The organism is Rhodococcus sp. P1Y (assembly GCF_003641205.1).
Taxonomy (GTDB): domain Bacteria; phylum Actinomycetota; class Actinomycetes; order Mycobacteriales; family Mycobacteriaceae; genus Rhodococcoides.
The window spans coordinates 833,855-854,013 of sequence record NZ_CP032762.1 but is presented as its reverse complement, the minus strand read 5'-3'; the positions used below and the strand labels follow the sequence as shown (position 1 = coordinate 854,013).

Annotated in this window: 19 protein-coding genes and 1 pseudogene; 12 read left to right on the top strand and 8 right to left on the bottom strand. The window is 63.1% G+C overall.

The features are described 5' to 3' along the window. Window positions 1-349: 349 nt before the first annotated feature. Complete coding sequence (locus D8W71_RS03960) at window positions 350-811, bottom strand: DUF5318 domain-containing protein (RefSeq protein ID WP_121111181.1); 462 nt, start codon at window positions 809-811, stop codon at window positions 350-352. Window positions 812-868: 57 nt separating this feature from the next. On the opposite strand from D8W71_RS03960, the gene D8W71_RS03955 reads away from it, so the two are divergent. The 4 genes from D8W71_RS03955 to D8W71_RS03940 all read left to right on the top strand — a co-directional run bounded on the left by D8W71_RS03955 (window position 869) and on the right by D8W71_RS03940 (window position 4,671). Then, complete coding sequence (locus D8W71_RS03955; RefSeq protein ID WP_236077699.1) at window positions 869-1,684, top strand: DUF1707 SHOCT-like domain-containing protein; 816 nt, start codon at window positions 869-871, stop codon at window positions 1,682-1,684. A 17-nt stretch (window positions 1,685-1,701) separates the two neighbouring features. Then, window positions 1,702-2,544 carry a DUF1707 SHOCT-like domain-containing protein gene (locus tag D8W71_RS03950; RefSeq protein ID WP_121111177.1) on the top strand — a complete coding sequence of 281 codons (843 nt, stop codon included), beginning with the start codon at window positions 1,702-1,704 and terminating at the stop codon, window positions 2,542-2,544. Window positions 2,545-3,020: 476 nt separating this feature from the next. Further along, entirely contained in the window at window positions 3,021-3,602 is a 582-nt protein-coding gene (locus D8W71_RS03945) for a PadR family transcriptional regulator (protein ID WP_121111175.1), read from the top strand. Further along, window positions 3,595-4,671, top strand: coding sequence for an inositol-3-phosphate synthase (locus D8W71_RS03940; protein ID WP_121111173.1), 1,077 nt, complete (start codon window positions 3,595-3,597; stop codon window positions 4,669-4,671). The genes D8W71_RS03945 and D8W71_RS03940 overlap by 8 nt, the downstream gene beginning before the upstream one ends. A gap of 113 nt (window positions 4,672-4,784) precedes the next feature. Here the strand turns inward: D8W71_RS03940 and D8W71_RS03935 are convergent, their stop codons facing one another. From D8W71_RS03935 to D8W71_RS03925, 3 genes are read right to left on the bottom strand one after another with little or no spacing between them, the layout of a single operon-like run. Beyond that, the gene (locus D8W71_RS03935) at window positions 4,785-5,840 is read right to left on the bottom strand and encodes a PDR/VanB family oxidoreductase (RefSeq protein ID WP_121111171.1); all 1,056 of its coding nucleotides are present in this window, start codon (window positions 5,838-5,840) and stop codon (window positions 4,785-4,787) included. After that, window positions 5,837-6,715 carry a metal-dependent hydrolase gene (locus tag D8W71_RS03930; RefSeq protein ID WP_121111169.1) on the bottom strand — a complete coding sequence of 293 codons (879 nt, stop codon included), beginning with the start codon at window positions 6,713-6,715 and terminating at the stop codon, window positions 5,837-5,839. The genes D8W71_RS03935 and D8W71_RS03930 overlap by 4 nt, the downstream gene beginning before the upstream one ends. Then, window positions 6,712-7,611, bottom strand: a complete 900-nt coding sequence (locus D8W71_RS03925; protein WP_121111167.1) for an alpha/beta fold hydrolase — start codon at window positions 7,609-7,611, stop codon at window positions 6,712-6,714. Before D8W71_RS03925 ends, D8W71_RS03930 begins: the two co-directional genes overlap by 4 nt. Window positions 7,612-7,749: 138 nt before the next feature. Here D8W71_RS03925 and D8W71_RS03920 point away from each other — a divergent pair, with 138 nt between their 5' ends. Continuing rightward, window positions 7,750-8,418, top strand: a complete 669-nt coding sequence (locus D8W71_RS03920; RefSeq protein ID WP_121111165.1) for a TetR/AcrR family transcriptional regulator — start codon at window positions 7,750-7,752, stop codon at window positions 8,416-8,418. 285 nt (window positions 8,419-8,703) lie between these two features. On the opposite strand, the gene D8W71_RS27525 is transcribed toward D8W71_RS03920, so the two are convergent. From D8W71_RS27525 to D8W71_RS03905, 4 genes are read right to left on the bottom strand one after another with little or no spacing between them, the layout of a single operon-like run. Then, on the bottom strand, window positions 8,704-8,880 hold the full coding sequence (locus D8W71_RS27525; RefSeq protein ID WP_201265245.1) for a hypothetical protein: 177 nt from the start codon (window positions 8,878-8,880) through the stop codon (window positions 8,704-8,706). After that, window positions 8,877-9,698, bottom strand: a complete 822-nt coding sequence (locus D8W71_RS03915; RefSeq protein ID WP_121111163.1) for a carbohydrate ABC transporter permease — start codon at window positions 9,696-9,698, stop codon at window positions 8,877-8,879. The genes D8W71_RS27525 and D8W71_RS03915 overlap by 4 nt, the downstream gene beginning before the upstream one ends. Further along, window positions 9,695-10,744, bottom strand: coding sequence for a carbohydrate ABC transporter permease (locus D8W71_RS03910; RefSeq protein ID WP_201265244.1), 1,050 nt, complete (start codon window positions 10,742-10,744; stop codon window positions 9,695-9,697). Before D8W71_RS03910 ends, D8W71_RS03915 begins: the two co-directional genes overlap by 4 nt. Window positions 10,745-10,770: 26 nt before the next feature. Beyond that, window positions 10,771-12,042 (bottom strand): ABC transporter substrate-binding protein, encoded by a 1,272-nt coding sequence (locus D8W71_RS03905; RefSeq protein ID WP_121111161.1) that lies wholly within the window; start codon window positions 12,040-12,042, stop codon window positions 10,771-10,773. Between the two features lie 217 nt (window positions 12,043-12,259). Here D8W71_RS03905 and D8W71_RS03900 point away from each other — a divergent pair, with 217 nt between their 5' ends. The 7 genes and pseudogenes from D8W71_RS03900 to D8W71_RS03865 all read left to right on the top strand — a co-directional run bounded on the left by D8W71_RS03900 (window position 12,260) and on the right by D8W71_RS03865 (window position 20,004). Further along, entirely contained in the window at window positions 12,260-13,084 is an 825-nt protein-coding gene (locus D8W71_RS03900; RefSeq protein WP_121111159.1) for a DUF2786 domain-containing protein, read from the top strand. 102 nt (window positions 13,085-13,186) lie between these two features. Beyond that, the gene (locus D8W71_RS03895) at window positions 13,187-13,699 is read left to right on the top strand and encodes a TIGR04338 family metallohydrolase (RefSeq protein WP_201265243.1); all 513 of its coding nucleotides are present in this window, start codon (window positions 13,187-13,189) and stop codon (window positions 13,697-13,699) included. 27 nt (window positions 13,700-13,726) lie between these two features. Further along, entirely contained in the window at window positions 13,727-14,491 is a 765-nt protein-coding gene (locus D8W71_RS03890) for an LLM class F420-dependent oxidoreductase (protein WP_121111157.1), read from the top strand. A gap of 58 nt (window positions 14,492-14,549) precedes the next feature. Then, entirely contained in the window at window positions 14,550-15,254 is a 705-nt protein-coding gene (locus D8W71_RS03885; protein ID WP_236077698.1) for a class I SAM-dependent methyltransferase, read from the top strand. A gap of 128 nt (window positions 15,255-15,382) precedes the next feature. Continuing rightward, window positions 15,383-17,086, top strand: a pseudogene (locus D8W71_RS27520) (ABC transporter substrate-binding protein/permease). A gap of 4 nt (window positions 17,087-17,090) precedes the next feature. Then, the gene (locus D8W71_RS03870) at window positions 17,091-17,816 is read left to right on the top strand and encodes an amino acid ABC transporter ATP-binding protein (RefSeq protein ID WP_121111151.1); all 726 of its coding nucleotides are present in this window, start codon (window positions 17,091-17,093) and stop codon (window positions 17,814-17,816) included. A 142-nt stretch (window positions 17,817-17,958) separates the two neighbouring features. Further along, the gene (locus D8W71_RS03865) at window positions 17,959-20,004 is read left to right on the top strand and encodes a PhoX family protein (RefSeq protein ID WP_121111149.1); all 2,046 of its coding nucleotides are present in this window, start codon (window positions 17,959-17,961) and stop codon (window positions 20,002-20,004) included. Window positions 20,005-20,159 lie beyond the last annotated feature (155 nt).

Below are 20,159 nucleotides of genomic sequence, written 5' to 3'. Positions count from 1 at the left end.
CCTGGGCGTCACGAGGGATGTTGGGCGGGCGACCCTGCGTCGGCGGTAGCGGCCTGCCCTGCGCGTCACGTGGAACTCGGCCATGTTCGGGACCGAGTGGTCTGCCCTGCCCGTCGCGCCGGACACCGGAGGGAGGTCCAGCCGGACGACCCGGCGGTGGGACAGGTGGCCGCGGACCCGGAGGACGACCCGGCGTGCCGGGCGGCACGTTCGGCGGCCTGCGGGACGGGTCGCGATCTCCTGAATTACCGCCAGGGTTGTTGTCGTAGGGGGAACTCACGTACGGGTCTCCAGTGGTTGGGCGGGCACATCTCGCGTGTCGACCGATGCGGTCGGCACGGCGATTGTGTCACTCGCTCGCTGTTCGACGGTTCGGTCCACGAGAACCGGGTCGTGATCGTCGCGGTTGCTTCGGGGCAGGAACTGCTCCCAATACATAGGACTGCACGAGGTGATTCCAACTACACGACCTGCACACCTCGACGACGTGTACCGAGAACTCCTCCTGCGTTGCGGCCAGACGGACCAACTCCTCGGCTGTGCGGGCCGAGCCCGACAGGGCGCCGAGCTTCTCGCCGAACACCCAAGACACGTGCGTGAGCTGCTCTTTTCTGCAGATCGGGCACACCACGTCGCTGCCGCGGCCGTGGAACTTGGCAGCACGGAGCAGATACGGATCCGCGTCGCACACTGCGGTGACGCCCGTCCTGCCCGAGTACACCTCGGCAAGCAGCGACCGTCGCTGAAGGGCGTAGTCCACCACCTGTCGCTGAAGTCGCACGAGAACCAGAGTACGTGCGGCCGACGACATACGGGCCGGGCGGCGTCCGTCCTGTGCAATCGAAGTGGGCGAAACTATGCTCCACCTGTGCCGACGCGTCGATCACCCACCATGCGTGCACGTGACGTCGATCGCACGGACGCATGTGCGACTCTCGACGAAGCGCTTGCCGACGGTCAGCTCTCCGAGTTCGAATATCGAGCGCGACTCGACCTCGCCACAGAAGCGGGAACGCTGGCCGACCTACACGCACTGATCGAGGACCTGCAGAACGAGTCGAACCTGGCGCCGATGGCGTCGGGAATCGAGATCACACACCCGCTGAAGACCGCCCGGGCGTCGCGTATCGGGTTCTTCTCCGTCGCGGTTCCGCTGGTCGTAGCTCTCCTGGCGCTCACGTTCGGCATTCGGGCCTGCACTGTCGCCGACGACCCGGAGTCGGTCTACGGAACTGGCGGCTATCAGAACCCCGCTGTCATCGCCGACATCGTCGACGCCCTGCGCGCGAAGACCGGAACGACCGTCGTCGACTCTCTCGGCCTCTACGACGGCTACGCGATCGTCTGGATGCCCGCACCGAACGCGCCTCAGAAGCAGGTCACCTACGACTTCCGCGACGGTGAACTGGGGGACTACAACGACGCTTTTGCCGGTACCCGTAAATTCGACGAACCGCAGATCGACCTGACGACGATCGACCTGACCAAGACGGCAGGAATCATCGCAGGTGCAGCGCAGAGCCTGAACCTGCAACGCGTCGACAGCTACAACATCCGGTTCGCGGGCGGTGACAACGGTCCGCAGATCTCTCTGTCCGCCGAGAACACCGACAAGGAAAGCGGAAACCTCGCCTTCGATCCCGCGGGGAATTTCCTCCGCGTCACTCCATTCTCGTTCGGCTGAGAGGACCTGAGTTTCCGATGACACAACGCCCGGATGTCCGCGCTCGGGACATCGATCGCGCGATCGCGGTCACAGCGCTGGACAACGCCTACGCCGACGGACAACTGACCTTCGACGAACATCGGCTGCGGGTCGAACGCGCGCGCGTCGCGACGACGTTGGCAGATCTTCGACGGCTGATGTCGGACCTGCAGATGGACGTCGACCTGCCCGAGCCCGAGCCTCGCTCGGAGCCGCCACGCGGTCGCGTGTTCCTTGCATTGGGATCGGTCGCCGTCGTAGTTGCCGGACTCGTCGTGTTCCTGTCCACCCGCGACCAAGACGATCCGACACCCGTTGTGGCCGCCGTCGCCACAACGACTACGGCCCCGACCGTCCCCATGGACCTACCGGCCGACGTCACGCCGATCGTCGCCCGCCCTTTCGTCTTCGACACCGCCGAGGGTCTCGAGGACTTCCGCGCCCGATACATCGAGCGGTTCGGCAGTTCCGAGGTGCTGGAGGTGAGTATTCAGGCCGACGTCGACAACCGCGCCGACGTCTACCGGATCTCGGCCGACGGTCGCCGCGAGCGAGTCTTCGTGGCGGGCGGATTCGAGGTGGACAGCAGCACCTCGTTGCTGGACGAGGTCGAGAAACCGTTCGACTGGACCCTCGTCGACCCTGCCGTCGTCGCTGGTCTCATCGCGGGCGCACCCGAGACCGTCGGCGTTCCGGGAGCCGAGGTCGAGTACGTGACCATCGAGAACGCACGTGAGGGTCAACAAATCTCCATCACCGTCTCCGACGCCGACAGGCGTGGCGGACGAATCGAATCCGATTTTGCCGGGGTCATCACGAGGGTCAGCGTCTCGGGCTGAAGTTCGGGTCCGGGGTCCGGGGCCCGGGGTCCGGGGTCCGGGGTCCGGGGTTTCGGGGTGTCCGGGGCCCGGGACGACCGAATGACTGTTTCGGTCACTCAGAGTGTGCGAACGAGCCTTTCGGTCACTCAGAGTGTGCGAACGAGACTTTCGGTCACTCAGAGTGTGCGAACGAGCCTTTCGGTCACCTCACCGGACCGAACGGCTCATTCGGTCACCCCGGCCCCTCCACGCGCGCATTCCAGCCAGGACACCTGTTGCAACCCGCGCACCCGCTGAAACCCGCGCACTCACGAATCCGCACCCCGGCTGCACCGAACGGCTCATTCGGTCACCTAGGACCGGCATGAAAACTCCTAATGTCCGTACAAGATTACTTGTCGCTATGTATGTACATATATCGGCGCGATACATTTTGTGTATATGCTCGGTCATCGCATCAGGAAAGTGGTCCAGTACTCGCGAAGGGGGTAGGCATGCTCGAGCTCGCGATTCTCGGATTGCTGCTCGAATCCCCGATGCACGGGTACGAGCTTCGTAAGCGCCTCACCGGTTTGCTCGGAGCATTCAGAGCGTTCTCCTACGGCTCGCTGTATCCAGCTTTGCGCCGCCTACAGGCGGACGGGCTGATAGCCGAGGATGCCGGTCCGGACTTGCTCGTCAAGCGTCGGGCACGGCGCGTTTACCAGCTCACGCCGGAAGGCAAGGCACGGTTCGCCGAGCTCGTTGCCGACACAGGACCGCAGAACTACACGGATGACGGATTCGGCGTTCACCTCGCCTTCTTCAGTCGCACCCCGGCGGAAGCCAGGATGCGAATCCTCGAAGGCAGACGCCGTCAGGTCGAGGAGCGCCGCGAAGGGCTCCGCGAGGCCGTCGATCGAGCGAGCGGGACGTTCGATCGCTACACCCGTCAACTACACGAACTCGGACTCGAGTCCAGCGATCGAGAAGTCCGCTGGCTGAACGAGGTCATCGCAGCCGAGCAGGCGGGCCCGCCCGCCACTCCCAATCCGAAAAGCGTTTCGAAGACAGAAGGAGAACCCGACCATGGGTGAGAACAGTATCCGCGTAGCCATTGTGGGTGTGGGCAACTGCGCCTCGTCCCTGGTTCAGGGCGTGGAGTACTACAAGGACGCCGACGAGAACGTCACCGTCCCAGGCCTCATGCACGTCAAGTTCGGCAAGTACCACGTCCGCGACGTCGAGTTCGTCGCCGCGTTCGACGTGGACGCGAAGAAGGTCGGTTTCGACCTGTCCGACGCGATCTTCTCCAGCGAGAACAACACCATCAAGATCGCTGACGTCGCCCCCAAGGACGTACAGGTTCTGCGCGGACCGACTCTCGACGGGCTCGGAAAGTACTACCGCGAGACCATCACCGAGGCCGACGGCGATGCCGTCGACGTCGCGCAGGCTCTGCGTGACGCCAAGGTCGACGTGCTCGTCTCCTACCTGCCTGTCGGATCCGAAGAGGCCGACAAGTTCTACGCACAGGCGTCCATCGACGCGGGTGTAGCGTTCGTCAACGCACTGCCCGTCTTCATTGCCAGCGATCCCGTCTGGGCCAAGAAGTTCGAAGACGCAGGCGTGCCTATCGTCGGCGACGACATCAAGAGCCAGGTCGGCGCGACCATCACGCACCGCGTCATGGCGAAGCTGTTCGAGGACCGCGGTGTTCAGCTCGACCGCACCATGCAGCTCAATGTCGGCGGCAACATGGACTTCCTCAACATGCTCGAGCGCACGCGCCTCGAGTCGAAGAAGATCTCCAAGACCCAGGCGGTCACGTCGAATCTCCAGAAGGAGTTCAACGCCAAGGACGTTCACATCGGACCGTCCGACCATGTCGGCTGGCTCGACGACCGCAAATGGGCATACGTTCGCCTCGAAGGCCGAGCATTCGGCGACGTGCCACTGAACCTGGAGTACAAGCTCGAGGTCTGGGATTCGCCCAACTCCGCAGGCGTCATCATCGACGCAGTGCGTGCAGCCAAGATCGCACTCGATCGCGGCATCGGTGGACCGGTCATCCCGGCTTCCGCTTACCTGATGAAGAGCCCGCCGAAGCAGCTCGCCGACGACGTCGCGCGCACGCAGCTCGAAGCGTTCATCATCGACGCGTAGGCAGCTCCGCTGCCGGTGAGTGGGTAGTTACGTTCCGACGTAACTACCCACTCACGACCCTCGTGCGTGCGTAATTACCTTCCGCGATCATTACGCACGCACGGGCGCAGACGCTAGATATCCAGGACGAGCCGGCCGCCGGCGGACCGTTCGGTGCAGATCAGCATCCCCTCAGGTCTGCCTTCGACGCCTACCCGGCACGTGCCGCAGAATCCCTGCTTGCAGGAGTATGCAAGATCAGGTCTGAACGGCTTCACGGCATCCAGAACGGACTGGTTCGCGGCCACCGTGATTCGCTGACCGGTGTCGGCGAGTTCCACCTCGAACTCCACCCCGTTCACGATGGGTGGTGGCGAGAACCGTTCGAAGTGAAACTCCGAATCTGCCTGCACCCCTTTGCCGAGGGTGTCGATCATCGGCATCGGCCCGCACGCGTAGATCGCAGAATCCGAGCGCGAGCCGGTCAGAAGCACTTCTGCCGACGGCATTCCGCCCTCATCGTCGGTGACGACTGCAATTCGGCTCCGGAACTCTGCGAGCTCTCCCAAGAACGGCAACGAGTCTTTACTTCTACCGGTGTACACCATCGACCAGTCGACCCCGAGCCGGTGCGCCAGCCGCATCATCGGAAGAATCGGCGTGATCCCGATACCTCCTGCAACGAAATGCAGGTGCTCGGCAGCTGACCCGTGACCCGGCACCGCGAAGGCGAACGCATTGCGGGGGCCTCGGATCGTCAGTCGGCTTCCAGGTGCCAACTCGTGCATCTCGATCGATCCGCCCTCACCGTTCGGTATGCGCCGCACAGCAATTCGGTAGCGCTTACTGTCGGCCGGATCCCCACACAGTGAGTACTGCCTGGTTCGGCCCGATGGCATTTCGACATCGATGTGCGCGCCCGCACGCCACGTCGGCAGCTCGCCGCCGTCCGGAGCCGCGAGGATGAAGCTCACTACGTTCTCGTCATGTGCTTCGACGCGTCTTGCCATGATCACTACGGGAAGACGTCGGTCGTTCGACTCCCCGACGACGTCCCGCCGGTGCAGAAACCGGAGAGAATGCATGTGTGCGTTCATCAGTCGCTCGAGCACCCTGAGCAAGGGGTCGCGTTCACGGCGTCCGTACAGATCCGGTGGCAGCTTCTCCGGAATCGGGAGCATCACGTTCATGGCAGAGCCGCCCGTGCGGCAGGGGATTTGGCAAGATAAGCGACCGCCTGCGCAGTGCTTCCTTCGTTCTCGGGCGAGTACGACGGTTTGAGATACCGCGCAACACCTTTCGTCATCTGAGCCAGCGAGGGCAGTGATCCTCGCCGCATCGCGGACATCCAGGCGAACCACAGCGAGACATAGCCGCGATTCTTCGTCGTCGGATCTTGCTCGACGATGTACTTGGTTCCGCGCAGCATCAACACGATGAACCCGAGGAAAGCCACGAGCATCGAGAAATTTCTACGGAAATAGCCGACGCCGAAATACAGTGCGACGTCATGCGCGACGTTCCGATGCTCGACTTCCTCGGCGCCGTGCCAGCGATAGAGGTCGACCATGTTCGCATCGCCACCGAAGCTGTCCCACTGCGAATTGAGTGCGTAATCACCGAGGAACGCGGTCATGTGCTCGATTGCGCCGATCAACGCGATCCGCTCGACGAGTTGTTGGTTCTGCCCCTTCGCCGACATCGCAGGCCGGGGACCGAGCACTTTGCGCATCAGGTATTCCGCATGCGCGGCGAACGGCCTCGGATCCACACCGTGTGCGTCGAGGTAGTCGTAGAGCACCACGTTGTGGGTTTCTGCGTGCATCGACTCCTGACCGATGAACCCGAGGACGTCTTCGCGTAGTTTGGCGTCGGCGATCAGCGGCAGGGCCTCGGTGTAAGTAGTGCAGAACCACCGTTCACCCTCGGGAAGAAGCAGATTCAGAGCGCTGACGGTGTGGGACGCTATGGGTTCGGTCGGCATCCAGTGCAGCGGCGTTCGGGTCCAGTCGAACGTCACGTTACAGGCCTGCAAGGACACCTCGCCTGGGTCGTGCTCGTTCATTTTTGAATCCTCTCCACAAATGCGGTGGTCTCCCGCGCAACCAAGGCGGGGTCCTTCAACGGAAGCCAATGTCCGGAGCGCACATCGGTTCGACTGACCTTCGAGGCCCACCGTTCGACGCCGGCGAACGATGCCGGTCTGATTGCCGGGTCGCGAGTGGTGACAAGTAGGTGCACCGGCACATGGGTGTAACGCTCTTGCGGCCTGAGGACTTTCCGAAGCACGTTGGCTCGGTAGATCCTCAGCCCGGCCACCATGTCCTGCCGAAACGTGGGCGCGAACTGGAGCTGGCGCTTGTCGACGCGTTCGACGATGCGCAGCAACAACGACCAGATCCACCGTCGCCCGAAGACCCGGAAAAACAACCTTGGCACTGGACCCGACATGAAGAACAGAGTGTATGCGCCCGACGCCATCTGAGAAATCCACTGCCACATGCCCATCGGGGTGAAGCGTGGATTCTGTAGCCACGTTCCCATGTGGTCGAGGCTCGGACCCGAGATGGAGGTGAAGGAGCTGATTCTGGTGTCGGCCCCGGGTTCACAGATGGCTTCCCACACCTGCACCGAACCCCAGTCGTGTGCGAGCACATGCACAGGCGTCGAACCTGCCACTGCGTCGACGACTGCCATGAAGTCCGACGCCAACTGCTCGAGTTTCATCTCCTCGACGGTGCCTCGGCCGGTGGAGCGGCCGTGCCCTCGCGTGTCGTAGGTGACGACGCGAAATCTCGAGGTGAGGTGTGGAAGCACGCCGTCCCACAGGTGGTGGGTGTCGGGCCATCCGTGGACGAGCACAAGGATCTCCCCGTTCGGGTCACCCTGCTCGTACACCGACAACGTTGCCCCGTCGACATAGACGGTGCGTGCGTCCACGCGCTGTTTCTCGATTGTCATTTCCGCTCCCGTATCTACAGCATTACCGACAGTACGATAAACGTTACCGCCGGTACGCACTGGTTGCACTCTCCTCAATTCGGCGCACCCTGTCAACCCTTGTGGCCCGTCACCTGGGGCGACGCTTAAGATGAGCGGATGCCGACGTCACGCGATCCGGAAGCACGCAGGACACGTGCCAGGGAAGAGTTCGTCGACGCCGCGTACCGGGTCATCGACGCTCATGGTCCGAATCCGAGCATGAACGACATCGCCCGCGAAGCCGGCGCTACCAAGCCGCGGTTGTACCGCCAGTTCGCCGACAAAGCCGACCTCTACAGCGCCGTCGCACAACGGATGGCCGACGAGGTCTACTCGCTCGCCGTCTCCGATTTCAATTTCCTGCTCGATGCGCCGGTATCGGCCCTGCGCCACGCCATCACCGGGTACGCCGACGTCGTCGCCCGTCACCCCAACGTGTTTCGGTTCCTGGCGCAGTCACGGAGCACCTCCGAGGATTCGACGGTCGCACCGCCGCTCGACATCGGACGCGACATCGCGACCCGGTTCTCCTCCGTCGCCGCATCGATCCTGAAATCAGTGGACGCCGACACCGCAGGCATCGACTACGCCTGTCGGGCAGCCGTCGGCGCCGTTCTGGCGGCAACAGACCTGTGGCTCGACGACCCGACGCTCGAAGCGGCGGATTTCGTCGACCAGATCTCGGCGCTCGTGTGGGGTCTGCTCGACGCCTTCCTGCGGCGCAAGGAAATCGACCTCGACGGCAACGACCCGATCTTCATGACGCTCGCGCGGCTCAAAGGGTAGTGCCGTGCCTGGAGCGGAGTTACGGCTTCGACCGCACACCTTCCAGACAAGCGCACACGCTGCAACCTGTGCAATGACACGCACAGTGTGCGAACACCTCGAATCGGCAGCGAACGACTCATTCGGTCACTCCAGGCCGCACACACACCCTGAACGCGCGGGTTCCAGCCCACGCACGTGCTGCAACCCACGCTCCCGCTGCAACACGCGCACCCACGAATCCGACACCCCCAGCGAGACCGAACGGCTCATTCGGTCACTCCAGGCCGCACACACACCCAGACGTCAGGCGCGGATTCTGCGCGCCACGAAGGCCAAGGCGCCCAACAACGCGAGCAGCACGACCGATGGCCAGACCTGAGGGTCCCCACCGATTATCCCGGCGACCGCGGCGATGAATGCCATGAGTGCGAAGAAGCCCAGGATCCCCGCGAGCAATTGCAGGTGGTCCTGAGCGGTCATGACTTCACGCCACCAGCGGTGAGGCCGGAGATGATGCGGCGCTGGAAGATCAGCACCATGATCACCAAGGGGATTGCGACGATGGTTCCTGCCGCCATGATCGCCGCGTACGGAACCACGTGCGGATCGTTGCCGGAGAACCGCGCGATGGCAACGGTGACCGGTTCGGTCTTGTCACTCGAGAGCTGGCTGGCGAGAAGGTACTCGTTGACGGCCGCGATGAACGCGAGGATTGCAGTCGTGAACAGTGCAGGCGCAGCCAGCGGCAGCATCACGAGGCGGAACGCTTGGAAGCGTCCGGCGCCGTCGATGCGAGCGGCTTCCTCCAGCTCCCAAGGCAATTCAGCGAAGAACGCAGCCAGCGTGTAGATCGTGAGTGGAAGTACGAACGAGATGTTCGGAATGATCATCGCCTGGTAGGTACCGATCCAGCCGATATTGGTGAAGAACTGGAACAGTGGAGTCACGAGTGCGACGACGGGGAACATCGATGCACCGAGGACGATCCCGACCACGATGTACTTGAATCGAAAGTCGATGCGTGAGAGCGCATATGCACAGAAGATGCCGATCACCAGAGCGATGAACGTTGTCACACCACCGATGATGAGGCTGTTGATCACCGCTCGGATGAAGTTGTTTCCGTTGCTCGTCGACAGTGCGTTGGAGAAGTTTTCGAAGGTCACGTGCGTAGGCCACGGTGTGGTGTCGAACGTGTACCTCGGATCGCGGAATGCGGTCACCGCCATCCAGTAGAACGGGGCAAGACCCCAGACAAGAATGATCACGACGCCGACGTATATGCGTGCCGTCTTCACGAGGCCGTTCCCTTACGTTGATTTTCCTGCGTCGCAACGGCATTGGCACCGAGGAACTTGACCAGCACGAACGCCACGATGAATATCATCACGAACGAGATGGTCGACAGCGACGCCGCGCTGTTGAATCCCTGGCGTATCTGCTCGACCACCAAAATGGAGATCGTCCTCGTTGCCGGATTGCCCTCGGTGAGGATGGCGGGCAAGTCGTACATCCGCAGAGCGTCCATCGTGCGGAACAGGATGGCCACCATCAGCGCAGGCTTCACGAGAGGAAGCGTGATCTTGGTGAACCGCTGCCATGCCGACGCTCCGTCGACGCGAGCGGCTTCGTAGACGTCCGACGGGATCATCTGCAGGCCCGCCAGAATCAGCAACGCCATGAACGGCGTCGTCTTCCAGACGTCGGCGATGATGACGGCGAACCGGGCAGGCCACGCATCACCGGTCCACAAGATGTTCGTTCCCAGGATCTTGTTGGCAATTCCGTCGTACGCGAAGATGAAGTACCACAGCTTGGCGGTGACCGCGGTCGGGATGGCCCACGGGATCAAGATCGCGGCGCGCAGCAGAGCGCGACCGGCGAATGTCTTGCCCATGATGACCGCCATCGCGAATCCGATGACCACCTCGATGGACACCGTCACAACGGTGAAGAACGCGGTGTTGCCCACCGCTCCCCAGAACTGCGAACCCAAAGTTCCAGGAGGACACGGCACGAGCGTGCCGGATGCCGACGTGCACTGCTGAAGAATCCAGTGCGTGTAGTTGGAGAATCCGGCACTGCCGCCCTTGACGAACATGCCGGTAGCCGGATCGAGGCCGGCGTCCTTCTGAAAGGACATGATCAGCGCCCTGATCACCGGGTACGCGATGACGATCGCAAGGATCACCAGCGTCGGCGCAATGAGCAGCCAGGCGCGTCCGGGCGTCAGTCCGAACGGCTTCTTCTTGTCGGTGCGTGCATGACGACCGCGGCCGGGGGAAGTTCCCCCGGCCGCGGCGACGTCTACAGCCCCACTGGTGTCACCAGTAGGTAGAGCCATGAATTCTCCCGATGAAGGTGTACGAACTAGTTGGAGCCGGCAGATTCGATGCCTGCCTGGATGTCCGCAATAGCCTGATCGACGTCCTTGTCACCCTTGATCGCAGCGGACACGTTGTCCTGTATGGCCTTCGACACTGCCGGGTAGAACGGCGTGACCGGACGCGGGACGGCGTTCTCGATCGATGCCTTCAACGCGGGGAGGTACGGCATCTCGGCGATAAGGGCCGGGTCGTCGTACAGCGAGGCGAGCACGGGAGGCAGTGCGCCTTCGGCGATGATCCGCTGAGCCTGCTCGCCCTGGAGGAAGCGCAGGAAGTCCGCTGCCGTCGCCTTGTTCTCCGAGAATGCGCTTATCGCTGCGTTGTAGCCACCGAGCGTGGAGGTGCCGACGCCGGTAACTCCGGGAAGCGGTGCGACGGAGTACTTTCCGGCGACTGCCGACCCTTCCTTGGCTGCGGTGCCGTAGACATACGGCCAGTTGCGCAGGTAGAGAGCCTTGCCGTCCTCGAATGCCTGCTGGCTTTCGGGCTCCTTGAAGGTGGTGTCCTGAGCCGGGATGACACCGGACTCGAACGCCGTCACGAGCGCCTGAAGTCCTGCCTTGGCTTCGGGGCTGTCGACGGTGGGAGTCTTGCCGTCTTCGGCGACGAACGATCCCCCGTGCGCGTTGATGATCTCCGATGCGTTGGCGGTCAAGCCCTCGTAGGAGGCGAACTGACCTGCGTAGCAATCGATGTTGTTCTCGACGGCGACGGTGCAGCTGGCGTTGAGCTCGTCCCAGGTGGTGGGAGCCGCCGGAACGAGGTCGCTGCGGTAGAACAGCAGGCCGCCGTTGGTGTTCTTCGGAGCTGCGTACTGGGTGCCGTTGTAGGTTGCACTCGCAACGGTGGCGGGCAATACACCTGCGTTGTCGAGCGCGAACTCGCCTTCGAGCGGCGTGAGCCAGCCCTTGGCGGCGAACTCGGCGGTCCAGATGACGTCGAGGGCCATCACGTCGTAATCGGTCTGCTCGGCCTGCAGGTGCTGAACCAGGTCGTCGTGTGCCTGGTCGGCGTCGTTGGACTGCTCCTTGAAGGTGACCTGCTCGTCGGCATGCGTCGCGTTCCACTGGTCGACGATCTGGCGCACGACACCGGTCTCGGTGGTGTCCTTGCCTTCGACGTAGGTAATGGGGCCGCGGCCGTCGGTGTTTTCCGACGCGGAATCCGTCGATCCGCTGTCACTGGAACACGCGGTGAGCGTCAGCAGCGTTGCCGCTGTTGCCAGGACCGCCACCTTCGAGATCAAAGACGCCATTGTTCTTCTCCACTTGCTTGGTACACGGTGGTGTGCGTGGGGAGGGCCACAGGGAAACTGCGAATGTGCTCCCCCCGACGCGCACATGTCGATACGCACTGTGACACACAACTCGCCCGAAGTGGGTGATTTGCGCCGAAGCTGAATCGGTACACATGAGAGAGCCCACGGAAAGACCGGGTGGGGGCTGTCGGTGATTGGTTGTAGGTTGCCCACTGTGAGTTCGGACAAGATGTTGACCCGTATCGGTGGGCTGTTGCGCCAGGCCGAGTCGACCGACAATCCGCACGAAGCCGAGGCATTCATGGAGGCCGCTCAACGCCTCGCGACGGCTACGTCGATCGATCTTGCCGTGGCACGCTCGCACAGTGCGTCGCGTGAGAAGCGTGCGACCCCGACGCAGCGAGTGATACGGATAGGCGAGCCCGGCAAGCGCGGACTGAAGACATACGTGCACCTGTTCGTGTCCATTGCGTTCGCGAACGACGTCAAGTGCGATATCGCCCAGTCGTCCTCACAGGTGTTCGCGTACGGATTCGAGTCGGACATCGATACGTGTGAGGCGCTGTACTCCAGTCTTCTCGTTCAGATGGTGCGGGCCTCCGACGCCTACATCAAGTCCGGTGCCTACAAGAACGAGACCGCGGTGCGTCCGGTGATCGAGAAGATCGGCCGCAGGCGATACAGGCGTCAGGAAACTGTGATCGTCGCGCCGATCACGGCCAGGCTCAACTTTCAGACCGCCTTCGCCGAGCGCATCGGCAAGCGGCTCGGTGCGGTCAGGAAGGCAGCCGAGATGGAGGCGATCGCCGACGAGAAACCCGAGACCGGAACCGCTCTCGTCCTACGCAACAAGGAGGTCGAGCTGCGCGACTTCTATTCGGCTACTTCCAAGGCACGAGGGACTTGGCGACAGCAGAGCGCGAACGCCACTGTTTCCCGCGGCGCCCGTTCCGCGGGGGATCGTGCCGGGCGGGCAGCGCGTCTGGGCGGAGAGACCGAGATCGGTTCGGCGAAAGGGCAACTCGGGCACGGCGGGTAGAGTTGATCACACCGCGAACACCTTCAACTTCCCCTCCAAGCACGAGGACAGCATGGAGTTGAGCCTGAAGACGTGACGGAGACCGTCGCTACACTCGCCTCGGTGAAGACGAGGGACTCGCAACGCTCCAAGGTGTACGAGGCGGAAACGATGGTCAGGCGCATCTTCGACCGCGCCGACGAACGCAATCTACGTACCGTCGACGTCCTCGGCTCGACCCTCACGCTGCCCATCGAGCGGAAGTTCGCGTCCATCGATTCGGTCCAGAGTTACGTCGACTCGGTACTGACACTGAACTGGGTGCGCGAGACCTGGCCGCACGCGAGTACGACCGTGCGGGTACGCGAGAGGTCCGGCGCGGGCGCGTCGCATTACGAAACGGACACCGCAACGATCGCGGTTCCTCTGCACCGCCGAAACGAGGCGTGGGCACTCCGTGAACTGGTGGTGCTGCACGAACTTGCACATCACTTCGAGCCGGAGGAGTCCGACACACCCTCGCACGGCGGACAGTTCGTCGATCGATTTGTCACCCTGGTCTCCGAGATCGTCGGATACGAGGCCGGTTTCCTGCTCAGGACGACGATGCTCGAGACGGGCGTGAAAATCGGGTGACGCGCCGCGAAAGGCACACTGGATTCCATGACTGTGAAAATTGGTGTTCAACTTCAGCCGCAGCATTCCCCCGACTACCAGCTCATCCGTGACGCGGTTCTCCGCTCCGAGGATGCAGGTGTCGACATCGTCTTCAACTGGGACCACTTCTATCCGCTGTACGGCGACCTGGACGGCGCACACTTCGAGTGCTGGACCATGCTCGGCGCGTGGGCCGAGCAGACCTCGAACGTCGAGATCGGCGCACTCGTCACCGGCGGTGGATACCGCAACCCCGACCTGCTCGCGGACATGGCGCGCACGGTCGACCACATCAGCGGCGGCCGGCTGATCCTCGGTATCGGCGCAGGTTGGAACCAGAAGGACTACGACAACTTCGGCTACGAGTTCGGTACCCCGGGTAGCCGATTGAAGCTCCTCGCCGAGTACCTGCCGCGCATCGTCAACCGCCTGAAGGCCGGAAATCCGGCACCGACGCGCGAGATCCCCATCCTCATCGGCGGCGGGGGAGAGAAGAAGACCCTCAGGCTCGTCGCCGAGCATGCCCACATCTGGCACAGTTTCGCCGATCTGGACGAGCTGAAGCGCAAGTCCGGAATCCTCGCCGAGCACGGCGAGGCCGTCGGGCGCGATGTCACCGCGATCGCCCGTTCGGTTTCCTGGCCGGGGGCGGACAAGGCGCAGGGATTCGTCGACGCCGGGGCCACCTTGTTCACCGTCGGCACGGGCGGTCCCGAGTACGACCTGACCGAGTTGAAGGACGCTATCGCCTGGCGAAACTCCCACCGTTGATTTGCTGCTTCGGCAAGAATAGTTGCCAACCCGCCTGGACGGGTGCATTGTCGTTGCCATGGAAGACAATCACCCGTTCTCCGGGGCATCCGAAGCCGAAGTGTGTGCCATCGTCCTCGGGACAAGAGCGCACGGACTGCACACCGCGGAAACCACGCATGACACGGTGATCATGGACAAATCATTCTGGGACGGCATGTACTCCGCCCGCGAGCGGAACTGGAGCGGCAACCCGAATCCCGTTCTGATGCAGCAGGCTTCGGGCCTCACCGTAGGCCGTGCACTCGACGTCGGCTGCGGGGAAGGTGACGACGCCCGCTGGCTCGCAGCCCAGGGATGGACGGTGACGGCAGCAGACATCTCGACGGTCGCACTCGACCGAGCGCGCCGCCTCACCGCAGCCGATGCCGCGATCACCTGGTTACAGGCGGACTTGTCGGCGGCCCCACCGCCCGCGGAGTCGTTCGATCTTGTCTCGGTGCACTACTTCGCACTCCCCAAGGCGAACGGGTCCACGGCTGCGCTCGGGATCGCCCAGTCCGTCGCGTCGGGTGGCACGCTGTTGATCGTCGGACACGCAATCCGCGAAGGCAACAGCTGGAACGGCATCTCGCCGACGGATTTCCTCGAACCCCACGACGTGGGACTACTACTCGGGGACGGTTGGAGTATCGAACTCGACGAGACCAGGAGCCGGACCACGCCGGCACCCGAGGGCTCTGGACACACCCACGACACGGTACTGAGAGCTCGTCGGCACTGATTGAATTCCGTCGATCGGGGAATGACTGCGACGGAGACTTGGTTAACAAAAACGCGCTGTGACTTTCAGGGTCGCAGACGTCCGCGCTAGCCTCAGTCGTCATTTCGATCCGTCAACAAGGAGTTCTCTTGACCAGTCGACCTATACGAGGCCGTGCCATTGCAGCCATCGCTGCGACGCTCGCACTCACGCTCGGGGCCGTCGCCTGCTCCAGTGACAACTCTTCCGGCGGAACCGGTGAGAACGCACTTGCGGGATCCGACCAGGTGTCTCTCGACAAGTACACGACCGAGAACGTCACCCCGCTCGACGAGATCGACACCGCGAACCTCGGTCTCATCGAGCCGGGCAAGTTGTACGTCGGAACTCTGTCCGACGCACCGCCGAACATCTTCATCGACGAGGCGGGTAACTTCACCGGCTTCGACAACGAGCTGCTCAGGGCTGTCGCCGCCAAGCTCGACCTCACCGTCGAGTTCTCGGCAACCGAGTTCTCGGGCCTTCTCGCATCGGTCGGAAACAAGGTCTACGACGCCGGTTCCTCGTCCATCTCGACGACGGACGCTCGCCGTCAGACCGTCGGATTCACCAACGGCTACGACTTCGGTGAGATGGCGCTCGTCGCCAAGAACGACTACTCGGTCAAGACGATTGCCGAGCTCGACGATCAGCAGCGCATCGGCGTCGTTCAGGGCACCGTCCAGGACGACTACGTCACCAACACCCTCGGCATCGAACCCGTTCGCTTCCCGGATTACAACACCGCATATGCGAACGTGAAGTCCGGCCAGATCGATGCATGGGTTGCGCCGTCGCAGCAGGCTTCGGGCCAGGTCAAGGCCGAGGACGGCGTCGCGATCCTCGAGAAGACGATCAACACCACCAACTTCACGGCGTACGCAGTGAACAAGGACAACCAACCGCTGATCGACGCCCTCAACTCGGGGCTCGACGCCGTGGTGGCCGACGGAACCTGGAACACCCTCGAGAAGGAGTGGTACCCGGACCGCGAGGTCCCCTCCGACTGGAAGCCGGGCAGCAAGGCCTCCACCCCTCCCGCTAGCTGACGCATGAGCACACTGTCGAATCTGTACGACACGTTCTTCAACTGGGAACTCATCTGGGACACCGTTCCTAAGCTGATCACCGTCGGATTGCCGAACACCCTGATCCTGGCTGCGTCATCCGGGGTGATCGGTACGGTGATCGGCCTCGGGTTGGCGGTTGCGGGTATCTCGCGCACCCGGTGGCTTCGCTGGCCGGCCCGGGTGTACACGGACATCTTCCGTGGTCTCCCAGCTGCGCTGGTCATTCTGCTCATCGGGCTCGGCTTCGGACCGACGCTCACCGAGTACACCGGCAGCCGAAGCCCGTTCCCGCTGGGCATCGCCGCGTTGTCGCTGATGGCGGCGGCGTATTTCGGCGAGATCTTCCGCTCGGGAATTCAAAGCGTCGACTCCGGTCAGCTCGAGGCCTCCCGTGCGCTCGGCTTCAGCTATCGGAAGTCCATGACGCTCGTCGTCGTGCCACAGGGCATCCGACGGGTCCTGCCCGCCATCGTCAATCAGTTCATCTCGCTCATCAAGGACAGCTCGCTGATCTACTTTCTCGGGCTACTCGCGTCGCAACGTGAGTTGTTCCGAGTCGGGCAGGACACCGCCGCGCAGACCGGCAACCTGTCGCCGCTGCTGGCGGCGGGCGTCTTCTATCTGATCCTGACGGTTCCGCTGACCCACCTGGTGAACTTCATCGACAAGCGACTGCGCTCCGGCAAGGCAGACACCTCGGGAACCCTCGATCCGGTCGAGGTTTCCATAGTGGTGGAGAGGTAAGAACATGGCTGTCTCATTGACGGGCAACGACATTCATCTGGCGTTCGGCACCAACAAGGTGCTGCGCGGGGTGAACATCCATGTCGACGCCGGCAACACCACCACCGTCATCGGCCCGTCCGGATCGGGCAAGTCCACGCTGCTGCGTGCACTTAATCGCCTTCACGAGCCCGATCAGGGCGACATCCTGCTCGGGGGCACGTCGGTATTGAAGGACAATCCCGACGAACTACGTCAGCGCATCGGGATGGTTTTTCAGCACTTCAATCTTTTCCCGCACAAGACGGTTGCCGAGAACATCGCCCTTGCCCCGCAGAAGCTCAAGGGCCTGTCGAAGGATGCCGCGCGCGAGGCTGCGCTGGAACAGCTCGAATTGGTCGGGCTTTCGGCCAAGGCGGATTCACGGCCGGGCAACCTTTCCGGAGGGCAGCAGCAACGCGTCGCGATCGCCCGCGCCCTCGCGATGAAGCCCGAGATCATGTTCTTCGACGAGGCCACGTCGGCGCTGGACCCCGAGTTGGTCAAAGGCGTCCTTGCGTTGATGGCCGACCTCGCCTCGGGCGGCATGACCATGGTCGTCGTGACCCACGAAATGGGATTCGCCCGTTCGGTGTCGAACAAGGTGCTGTTCATGGACCACGGCAGTGCCGTCGAGACCGGCACGCCGGCGCAGCTTTTCGACGATCCTCACACTGACCGCCTGAAGCAGTTCCTCTCCCAGGTCTTGTAGCAGCTCCGCCGCCAGTGGTGCGGTTAAGCGCCTCAGGGGGCACTCAACCATGCCACTGGGGGCGCCTTAGGGCAGGCTCGTTCTCGCCCGGTTCACCTGGGCTTCTCTTTGCTTTCGCTTTAATCTGTCACCGTTCGCTCTCATGAAGCTTCTCCCCATATTCGCGACCCACGACGGCAGCTCGGCGAGGTCGAACCTGACGTGCAAGTACAAGTGCGGCGACGCCTGCTTCCACGAGGTCCCCAACACGTCCAAGGGTCAGTACTTCGGCGACATCGTCAAGACGGCGATGACCAGGCGGGGGATCCTGCGCGGCGGCGCCATGGCCGTCGTCGCGGTCGGAGCGGGTGGAGTGCTCGCGGCGTGCAGTACCGATGAACCTGCGTCCGGCGGGTCCGCCGGTGGCTCGACGACGACCCCACCGGTCGACGGCGTCGACTTCACTGCGGTCGAGCCGAACACCGAAGACGCCGTTGTCGTCCCCGAGGGCTACGAGCAGGCCGTCATCATCCGCTGGGGTGATCCGGTGCTCGAGGGTGCACCTGCCTTCGATTTCGACAGCCAGACCGCGGCGGCACAGGCTCAGCAGTTCGGTTTCAACAACGATTTCGCAGGCCTGCTCCCGATCGAGGGTTCCGACAACTCGTACCTGCTGGTGGTCAACCACGAGTACACCACCGAACCATTCCTCTTCAAGGGCTACGACGAGGAAAACCCCACTCGCGAGCAGTTCGATATCGCACTTGCCGCACATGGCCTTTCGGTTCTTCGGGTCGACGGCGAGTCCGGCTCGGGCAAGCTGACTCCGGCCTTCAGCGAGTACAACCGCCGCATCACCGGAACGACGAAGTTCGTCATCACCGGCCCTGCAGCAGGCAGCGACCTCCTCAAGACCTCCGTCGATCCGACGGGCACCACCGCATTCGGCACGTTCAACAACTGCTCGGGCGGATTGACGCCGTGGGGAACGGTGCTCTCGGGCGAGGAGAACATCAACCAGTACTTCGGCAACGCGGAATCTGTTACCGAACCTGTCCAGGCAGCCCGCCTCGCGCGCTACGGCATCGAAGGCGCCGCGAGCGATCGCAAGTGGGAACGCTTCGACAAGCGCTTCGACATCGCCCAGGAGCCCAACGAGGTCAACCGATTCGGCTACGTCGTCGAGGTGGATCCCTGGGACCCGAACTCGACTCCGATCAAGCACACCGCGCTCGGCCGCTTCAAGCACGAGGCCGCCACCATCTACGTCACCGACGACGGCACGGTCGTCGCCTACAGCGGTGACGACGAGCGCTTCGACTACATGTACAAGTTCGTCTCGAGCCGAAAGGTGATGTCCGGCAACGGCCAGGCGGCCATGCGGCACAACACCACGATCCTCGACGCGGGTACCTTGTACGTCGCCGTGCTCACCGGCGACGCTCCCGACTCCATCGACGGCAGTGGGACGCTCCCGGCGTCGGGCAAATTCGCGGGTAAGGGTGAGTGGATCCCGCTGCTCCGCACCGGCGAGGACGGCCGTGGAGAGTCTCTCGTCGACGGCATGTCCGCCGAGGAGGTTGCCGTGTTCACGCGTCAGGCAGGGGACAAGGTCGGTGCCACCAAGATGGACCGCCCTGAGGACTTCGAGCCCAACCCGGTCACCGGCAAGGTCTACGTCGCGCTGACCAACAACTCCAACCGCGGCACCGAGGGCAAGGCAGCGGCGGACGAGGCGAACCCCAGGAACAAGAACAAGAACGGACAGGTTCTCGAGATCGAAGACGAGCACGCCGGGACCACGTTCGTGTGGAACCTTCTCATCGTCGCGGGCGACCCGAACGAAGCCGACACCTACTTCGGCGGCTTCGACAAGAGCCAGGTCAGCCCGATCTCCTGCCCGGACAATCTCGCCTTCGACTCCAAGGGAAACCTGTGGATCTCGACGGACGGCAACGCGTTGGAGTCGAACGACGGCTTGTTCGCGGTGGTGCTCGACGGCGAGCGTCGCGGCGAGACTCGTCAGTTCCTGACGGTGCCCGCCGGCGGCGAGACGTGCGGCCCGATCATTCAGGACGAACGCGTCGTCGTCGCAGTCCAGCACCCGGGTGAGTTCGACGAGGCGTCGGCGGACAACCCCATGTCGCACTGGCCCGACGGCGGCGATTCCCAGCCGCGTCCGTCCATGGTTGCGGTCTGGAAAGCCTGACTTTTTTCAGGCCCGAAGACGCACATAGCCGGTGGTGAACGGCTGTGTGCGTCTTCGTCGTTGTTAGGTGTCATCGAAATCGTTCGGACGAGGCTGTGACTTCTCTGCACGCTCCCGGTCAGCCACTCCTACCCGGTTGACCATTGATAACGGTT